We start from the raw sequence: 7,516 nt of genomic DNA, 5'->3' as shown, positions 1-7,516 counted from the left end.
TCAATCAAGCTCACAAAATCAGACGCAAAGAAGTAGAACCCACCTCTCTCCTGCCGCAGTTTATCAATAAGTCCTTATTTATATAAAGAAAACATTCGCTAGAAAAATTCAAATATGGGATGGAATTATTAGGGGCTTACCATCAAAGTGCTGCAAGTTAAAAAATTCTAGTGTTTATCTCACAAATCCTTATCGAAATTCACAAGAATAATGGTTTTATGCGAGATGCAAAATGATGCAGCCATATTTCAAGATAGATTATTTGCTGCAGGGGCATTTTGGCGTGTAAGTCTTTAATTGTAGGGTATTTTCAGTCTTGCAATATCAGTTGCGACAGGTGTGAGATTTTCTTATCTGAGGCAGCGGTTCTCATCTTCTGAAAAAAGCATTTGAAATTTTTGTTTGATTTTTTTCCGATATTTTTTAAGTGAAATCATCATAAAAATACTCTAACAGCTTTTTATATATTCTCAATAAAAACCCATTAATATTTTTAAGGAGAAACCAATGCCATTGCTAAGTTCAATCCAACAAAAAACCCAATTGAATAATGGTTAAGGTGGTCTTAAGTACCACCCAAAAAAGTATGGTAGCTGGTGATGGGCTGAGAGAGGGAATTATGCCCATACCAACCCACTATGACACAATAATAAATTTTACCATCGGATAATGATGTGGCGTCTTGGATGAACCAATCACTAAAGGGAGGGACCACACGGCTGTCTGGCGGCAGGCAGATCAGTTTGGTTTTATTCGCTAAGGAAGCCAGGATTTTCTTGGGTATTTTTCTTTCTATCGCAGCCATGTCATAAAATAGAGCCATATCAGCCGGTGTGCGGGCAATCAGCCAGGTAGGTTCTGCATTGGTATTCAACATTAAAAAACTACCGGAGTCATCGAGTAAGTAATATTCTATGATCTGGTGTTTTATCTTAAGGTTTTCAAATAATTCTCGATAGTGGTTATCTTGCAAAGGATGATTTTCCTGAACTATAAGCGGCTCTAACACCGCCGCGGAAATTTCCGCAAAATAATCCTGTTGGAGTTCGTTAATATAGCGAACTAATTGTGTGTGATAGTCAGGGTGGCTTTTTAATAGAAACCGATCTATTTCCCGTTGGTTAAACGCTTCAACGGCCGTATTCTGATCTGCCTCGCCGGTTAATAAAATAATCTTGATAGGCAGCTTGGATCTGAGAATACGAGCCACCTCTAAACCGTTCATGCTCGGCATATCATAATCCACGACTAAAATACCGGCTCTTTCAAAACGTTTTGGGTTGAACATTTCCAGGTGGATATTGAAGATTTCAATATTGACGGAAAATTGGCTGAACTCCTCCTCATTCATTTGCACATATTTAGCTCTTAATGCCTGCTGCCAATGGTGATTATCCAGCAGAAATTGCTGAGCCAATTCAGGGGATGTAAATAAGCGGCATTTAAATTGATCTGCCAATGACAGAGAGAGACTATTGATAAATTCTGCATCATCATCTAACAGCAGAATTTGGGTGGGGTGATAAAGTGCAGGTATGTGCATGGTTAATACTCCTTTTAAGTTGATTTCCTGGGAAGGGTGAGAATAAATTCGGTGTATTCTTGCCACTGTGAATGGCAGGTGATGCTGCCACCAAAGCTCTTTAAGGTCATCTCGCAAAAGGCCAAGCCAATGCCCGTGCCTTTGTTGGTATCAATGGTGAAGAAGGGATCAAAGATTTTTGGTAGGTTCTCAGGTTTAATGCCGGTGCCGGTGTCCTTAAAGTGTAGGGTGTTATAGATAGTGTGATGTTCCAGCCAAATGTGAATATTTCCCTTATCTGCTTTGCGGATAAAATAAATGGCGTTCTTTAACAAATTAAATAGTACATGTACTAATAGCATCTCTTTGCCATAGAAAATAAAATCATCATCATTTGCCCAAATGATTTGTGGCGCATCTTTGGTAAATCCGTACTGCGCCAACGCCTGGTTAATGCAGTGGCGGGCAGAGCATTTTTGGGGATGGGTTAATTTTTCTTGGCGCAGACTTTGCAAATTGGTCAGCAGCATATCGATAATCCGGTTGGCTTCAGTGACTTTATTTTCAAGGGTATCAATGGCGGTTTCTAATAATGCCAGTTTGGCATCAGCAATTGTGGGTACATTAAGACCGTGACTTAATGCAGCCTGATAGCCAGTGATGAGTGGCGCTAGCATTGGCTTAATGCCTTTAGCGGTATTTTTTAAAGTAGCCAATGGCGTGCGCATTTCATGCGCAATGCTGGCACTAACCACGGTCATGCCTTTGAGCTGATGATCGCTTCTCGCCATCCGTTCTTCAATGCGTTTTTTCTCGGTAATATCCGTGGCAACACCCAATACACCCACGATGATGCCATCAGGATTTACCAAGGGCACTTTGTTGGCTAACGTGAGAATTCGATTACCATTTTTAACCGATAGCCATTCCTCTTGATTAATGATGTGATGTCCCTCCAAAGTTTTTCGGTCGCCTGCCTGAAACTTTTCCGCAGTATCACCATCGGGCAACCAATTTAATTCAAAATCACTTTTGCCGATGATTTCATCGGGACTGTTCAAACCTAGCAGCTTTGCGAATTTTTTGTTACAGCCTAAATACACCGAGGCCGTATTTTTCCAGAAAATATACTGCGGAATATGGTCAAAAATAGTTTCAATAAGCAATTTTTGCACTTGTGAATTAAAGGTATTCATCCATTCCCTTGCGATGAGTTGATTGTGTTCCTCATGACCGAGTGATAGCGTCATAGATTCCATCCAGTAATTGGAGTCGGCTGTTGAGTGAAAATAGGGCGGCATCTAAAGCCTCCTGCCATTTGGTTTCATCCGCTCCGCAGAGGCTCGTGACTAATAGTTGTGATTGTTGGCTGTGTTTGTCGCTATCCAGCTCAATGTGGCGCTGCAGGTAAGATTTCAGTGCTTCAAGTGAACAGCGGGTGCCTGCTGGCTCAATGGTTTGCAGTATGATTGAAAATAAATTAGAAGTAATGTACTCGCGAGCAAAGGCTAAGGAAGCAGCAATGACGTGGCTTTCCTGCGCTATAATGGCGAAGGTGTCGGTAATAAAGCCTCTGGCGGGCGGCGGCAAGTCAGCTCGGCCTAGCAGGTTGGATAGTGGCTTAGAAGCTTTTATATCGCTGATAAAGCCGGTTATAGGCTTAGTATTAGCGCCACCCTGCTGCATGGCTTCAAGATACAGCTCAAAGTGGCTCAAATATCGACCGTCGGGAAGATGATCGCTTTCTTCCTCGCTAAGGAGGGCATTCACCAAATGGCAACCCATGTGATTTATGGGCGGTGTCCATAAGGGCTGAATAGAGGTCAGTTTGCGCTGTAGGGCTTTTAGCAATGCCATAAAGTCCCACACCGCATACACGTGGATTTCGGTAAATCCGCGCAATTTTTCGATGGAATCGATAGCTGTTAATAGCTTGTGATGGTTAATCGCGTCAACCAAGGGCGAGATGGTGGCGATAATATGCGATAGTTTCGTCTGCACGCGCGCGTCCTCGCTGCTGAATTTTCAGCCGCGGGGTAGCCGGCAGAAGGGCAGAATTAACGGCGGGACGGCCAAATTCGCCCCGCCATCAACCCCCTTCTGCTCCAGCCTACCCCTTCCTATTTACGATTAACCGCTTTTTAGGCATTTCGATCCCGTGGCCTTGCATCCACAATGCATTATGGCCAGAAGGTTTTGACAAAGCCGCGGGACTATTCGCTGCCGATCCAAGAGCAAAGCGAATGGAAATGTCTAAATATTGGTCAAAAGTGAAAAAAGGAATTTTGCGCGGACGCGCGGTAGTGTAAACTTGAGTTGTCATAATTTGGGCTCCTCGAAGCTCGAATTGTGGAAGTCGTAGCTCCCTTGTGTTAGTGCACTTGGGAGCCGCGCGTGTTTATTATCAGCGGAAAGGTTTTGGAAAGCAATACATTAATGGTTTTTTAAGGTTATACGAAAGCTCACTGCTATTGTTATTTAGCTTAATGCTCAGTATTTTCCAGGTTGTCCTTAGCCTCATAAACTCGATAAGGGTAAGCGAGGGGCACTCGTGTTATTTAATAGTGATAATGCTGGTGGTGATATAGCAAGGTCGATTTGCAAATTGCTATTAGGATTGATATGACATTGAAAAGTTTTTGTTTTAGAAAAGACACCATAAATATTGTCTTTTGTGTTATAACGAAAAAACTTTATTATTGCTTGTCTTGCATCACTTTCATTTAAACTATTAATGAAAATTATTCCAGGTTTGTCACTCGGTAACTGTGTCATGGCGTCTTTGATCGAATTTTTTATATCTTTTTGTACATTAGCAATTTCACCAATAACAAAAGTGGGACTTTTATCTGGAGCCTTATTTCCCAGATTAATTAAGCAGTTGAAGTAGGGCTTTTCATTGACAAGACATAATTTAACATGAGTTTCATGCATGTCATCTATTACTAAATCCAAATGGTTTTTTGTAAATTGATTTTCAATTAATACCTGAATGCTTGACGCTAATTGCTCTGAATAGTTAGCATTCCAGTGTGTTGGTAATGTTTTAAATGCGATCTCAATCCTAAATTTTTCAGTTGCTAAGTTTTTTAAATGTGGTTCAAGCTGTTGCATTAAACGGATGACTTTAGAATTTTTAATTCTATGCGCTGATTCAAGTGATTTGCACTCACAAAAGACTTCTGCTCCATTCTTTGTTAGAAAACTAAAATCTGGTCTTTTAATCCTGTCATTAACAATAATTTCAGCAGATAAATCTATTTTAGTGATATTATAGTTGGTTAACATAAAATGAGCGCAGTCTACCTCAAATATGGTATCAAAAAATTGGGTCTGATTATTTATACTATTTGATAAAGTTTGAAATCCTTTGCATTCTTTAAGAAAGTTTAATTTTTTTGCAAAAAGAAATATTTCGTTAACTAATATTTTTCTTTGAAGCCCGTGCTCATTTAATGAAATATATCCATTTTCGTCAAGGTTAAGTATTTCGGGGGCGATATTTAAATATGGGAAAATTTCTAATGTGGATATGGCGTCTTCAGCGCTACTTGCTGCAGGGAGAATTCCACTTTGATATAATTCTAGTATGTCTCTCTCGTCTAATAAATTCCGCATGTCAGTCCAATGAGTAGTGGCTATAATAATCGAATTAACCAGTTTTTTAAAGAAGCTAGATCCTATGTGTTTGATTACGTATTTATGTTATAAACTTTAGATTAAAGTTTATATTACTGCTTCGTTTATAAATTTTTTTATTTCTTTATGCGGGTTGATACTATAGCAGAATCTTAAGTACCCTATTAATTTTTGATATTCAAAATCTGAATTTATATTTTTCTTTGTTTTAATTGAACTTTTATATTTTTTTAATCTTGAATAAGCTTCTTTTCTTTTGCTAGGATTCAGGCTCAAGTAACCATTGTTTATGCAAACGCTTTTATTAGTAACCATTGGATTTTTGGTGGTGGTAATTTTAAATTTTTTCCAATTTAATTTAAAACCAGAGTTTCCTATAAAGTAAACAACCAATCTAATCGCTTCACTTAAGTCTTTTTGAGTATATCCTTTTTTAAATGTAATGCTAATATCATCCGCATATCTTGAATAATTAGCGTTATATTTTCTGATCCTTTGTGCCAATAGCTTCTCTGATTCAAAAAAGATCAAGTTTGATATTAAGACGCTAGTAGAAACTCCTTGGGGTAATTCATTTAAAAACGCAGTCAGCTTTGTTAGTAAAATTGCGACTGCTTCTGAAAATTTGAAAAAATTAACCCAAATGTTTTTGATCTGATTTTCAGTAACTGACGGATAAAAATTTTTTATATCAAAACTTAATAAAGCTTTAGGTTTTCCCCATTTACAATGGTATTTGGCATTTTCAATAATGCCATTTCTTTTTTTTATTCCAAAAAATAAATATTCAGCAAAACACACACGGTCAAGTATACGATTTTTTATCTTTTGTTGGATTCGTTTCAATATACCTTTAACTATATAGGTGGTTCGCTTGCCTCCATCCTTTTTCAGTAAAACATTTTTTTTGTAATATATAGGCAAATTTATAGAAACGGAATTTAAAGTATCTTCAGTTTCATCCAAAACTTTAGAAAGCTCTTCAATGGTTTTAATTGACTTGGAAGGATAATAAGAATTATTCATTTTTTTTGATGAGATTGATTAGTAAATTATCAAATTCGGTCTTAAGTTCACCCTTAATTTCTTTCATTTCTTCCGGTTCAGCTGCTAAATAGATCAAGAGGTATAAAGGGACATCTAATAAGCTGGATACCTTCTCTAAAGATTCCAATGATATTTGACGTTTTTCATTTTCCACTAAAGATAGATAAGATTTAGAAAGCCCAGTTTCATCAGCTAGTAAAGACAGACTAATATTTTTAAGTTGCCTACATTTTTTTATCGCGTGACCAATTTTCATATACATTTCCCCCCTAAAATATAGGTGACCAGCTAAGCTCCCCAGAATTTCGCCAAAAGGCTCAATATGCTAGGTAAGATCTTAAAGACATTATTTATAACACATGAGATATCTGTTACTTTTTCTGTTTTCAATTTCAAAATCGCATCATCAAGCGTGTTAATTGCTTGTTTGCGCTGCTTAGCTGTCATACCCTGGTTGTTTTGTAGATCATCTCGCAACTTCGTTAGAAGTGCGATGGCTTTGGTTTTTTTTGCTTTCATTTTAAATCTCCTAAGGTTAGGAGCACGGTATTGTGCCCTGCGCTATTACACAAACCGTAAAGACAACCAGGGTATGGTATATCACCTATAATCCATAAAATCGCTTTTACCTGCGCCTGCTTCCCTTTTTTACCGCTGCTCATCACCATGCCCAGCCATCAATATGTACCTTACTGCTCTAAGCGACCTGATGCCCAATAACGGGCAGCCAAAATTTTGGCCAATAGTCTAGTATGTGTAAGTAATCAGGAGATCTTTTCTACAAAACAGACAATTCGTCTGCCTGACAAGAATTATACCGGTTCATTTTGCAATGTCAACAAAGTTTTCTTTAAGAAAACTTTGTTGATTCTAAGTCAAAAGCATCACAGCTAGGTTTTGATCCCTCGCGGTTTATGGTGGGGTTTTTTCTTGCGAGAAGAGCTGAGACTTCAGCTAAAATAGCAAATTTGCGATTGGAAGAGACCTGACCCTATTATATGCAACGTTCTCGAAACGGAGTATTCGGAGTCTCTTAAGTTTCTACATGGCTTCTACATCGATTTAATTGCTATTAGAAAATTTTTGTAAGTCTTTGATTATATGGTGCTGGCACCAGGAATCGAACCCGGGACCTACTGATTACAAATCAGTTGCTCTACCTGCTGAGCTATGCCAGCTTATATTTAGGGGAAGTAAAGAAGAGAACAGCATACCAAATGATTTTATGGTATTTTACCCATCCTGTATAGTGCCTCTTCCTTGCGGATTGGCATTGTAAAGGATGAATGGATGCCAAGGGAAGGGCAA

General features: G+C 38.4%; 8 protein-coding genes and 1 tRNA gene. All 9 read right to left on the bottom strand.

Going from position 1 to position 7,516, the window contains the following annotated elements; translation table 11 throughout:
• Positions 1 to 565: 565 nt before the first annotated feature.
• The 9 genes from VHE99_02100 to VHE99_02060 all read right to left on the bottom strand — a co-directional run bounded on the left by VHE99_02100 (position 566) and on the right by VHE99_02060 (position 7,386).
• Positions 566 to 1,543, bottom strand: coding sequence for a response regulator (locus tag VHE99_02100; GenBank protein ID HVV67818.1), 978 nt, complete (start codon positions 1,541 to 1,543; stop codon positions 566 to 568).
• A gap of 14 nt (positions 1,544 to 1,557) precedes the next feature.
• A complete protein-coding gene (locus tag VHE99_02095) occupies positions 1,558 to 2,772 on the bottom strand; it encodes a PAS domain-containing sensor histidine kinase (GenBank protein ID HVV67817.1) in 1,215 nt (404 codons plus the stop codon).
• Positions 2,750 to 3,523, bottom strand: a complete 774-nt coding sequence (locus tag VHE99_02090; GenBank protein ID HVV67816.1) for a DUF3050 domain-containing protein — start codon at positions 3,521 to 3,523, stop codon at positions 2,750 to 2,752. The genes VHE99_02095 and VHE99_02090 overlap by 23 nt, the downstream gene beginning before the upstream one ends.
• 109 nt (positions 3,524 to 3,632) lie before the next feature.
• Positions 3,633 to 3,845 (bottom strand): hypothetical protein, encoded by a 213-nt coding sequence (locus tag VHE99_02085; GenBank protein HVV67815.1) that lies wholly within the window; start codon positions 3,843 to 3,845, stop codon positions 3,633 to 3,635.
• A gap of 194 nt (positions 3,846 to 4,039) precedes the next feature.
• Positions 4,040 to 5,140, bottom strand: coding sequence for a hypothetical protein (locus VHE99_02080; GenBank protein ID HVV67814.1), 1,101 nt, complete (start codon positions 5,138 to 5,140; stop codon positions 4,040 to 4,042).
• Positions 5,141 to 5,248: 108 nt separating this feature from the next.
• Positions 5,249 to 6,187 carry a reverse transcriptase family protein gene (locus VHE99_02075; protein ID HVV67813.1) on the bottom strand — a complete coding sequence of 313 codons (939 nt, stop codon included), beginning with the start codon at positions 6,185 to 6,187 and terminating at the stop codon, positions 5,249 to 5,251.
• On the bottom strand, positions 6,180 to 6,464 hold the full coding sequence (locus tag VHE99_02070) for a helix-turn-helix transcriptional regulator (protein HVV67812.1): 285 nt from the start codon (positions 6,462 to 6,464) through the stop codon (positions 6,180 to 6,182). The genes VHE99_02075 and VHE99_02070 overlap by 8 nt, the downstream gene beginning before the upstream one ends.
• Positions 6,465 to 6,496: 32 nt before the next feature.
• Positions 6,497 to 6,727 carry a hypothetical protein gene (locus tag VHE99_02065; protein HVV67811.1) on the bottom strand — a complete coding sequence of 77 codons (231 nt, stop codon included), beginning with the start codon at positions 6,725 to 6,727 and terminating at the stop codon, positions 6,497 to 6,499.
• Between the two features lie 583 nt (positions 6,728 to 7,310).
• A tRNA-Thr gene (locus VHE99_02060) sits at positions 7,311 to 7,386 on the bottom strand.
• Positions 7,387 to 7,516 lie beyond the last annotated feature (130 nt).

The sequence above is a fragment of the Gammaproteobacteria bacterium genome (genome assembly GCA_035546635.1).
Lineage (GTDB): Bacteria > Pseudomonadota > Gammaproteobacteria > JAURND01 > JAURND01 > DASZWJ01.
This window is presented reverse-complemented; position numbering and strand designations above follow the sequence as displayed.

Excerpts from the sequence above, each read along its gene's own strand:
- VHE99_02100 (HVV67818.1), bottom strand. The coding sequence starts at position 1,543 with ATGCACATACCTGCACTTTATCACCCCACCCAAATTCTGCTGTTAGAT.
- VHE99_02095 (HVV67817.1), bottom strand. The coding sequence starts at position 2,772 with ATGACGCTATCACTCGGTCATGAGGAACACAATCAACTCATCGCAAGG.
- VHE99_02085 (HVV67815.1), bottom strand. The coding sequence starts at position 3,845 with ATGACAACTCAAGTTTACACTACCGCGCGTCCGCGCAAAATTCCTTTT.
- VHE99_02080 (HVV67814.1), bottom strand. The coding sequence starts at position 5,140 with ATGCGGAATTTATTAGACGAGAGAGACATACTAGAATTATATCAAAGT.
- VHE99_02075 (HVV67813.1), bottom strand. The coding sequence starts at position 6,187 with ATGAATAATTCTTATTATCCTTCCAAGTCAATTAAAACCATTGAAGAG.
- VHE99_02070 (HVV67812.1), bottom strand. The coding sequence starts at position 6,464 with ATGAAAATTGGTCACGCGATAAAAAAATGTAGGCAACTTAAAAATATT.
- VHE99_02065 (HVV67811.1), bottom strand. The coding sequence starts at position 6,727 with ATGAAAGCAAAAAAAACCAAAGCCATCGCACTTCTAACGAAGTTGCGA.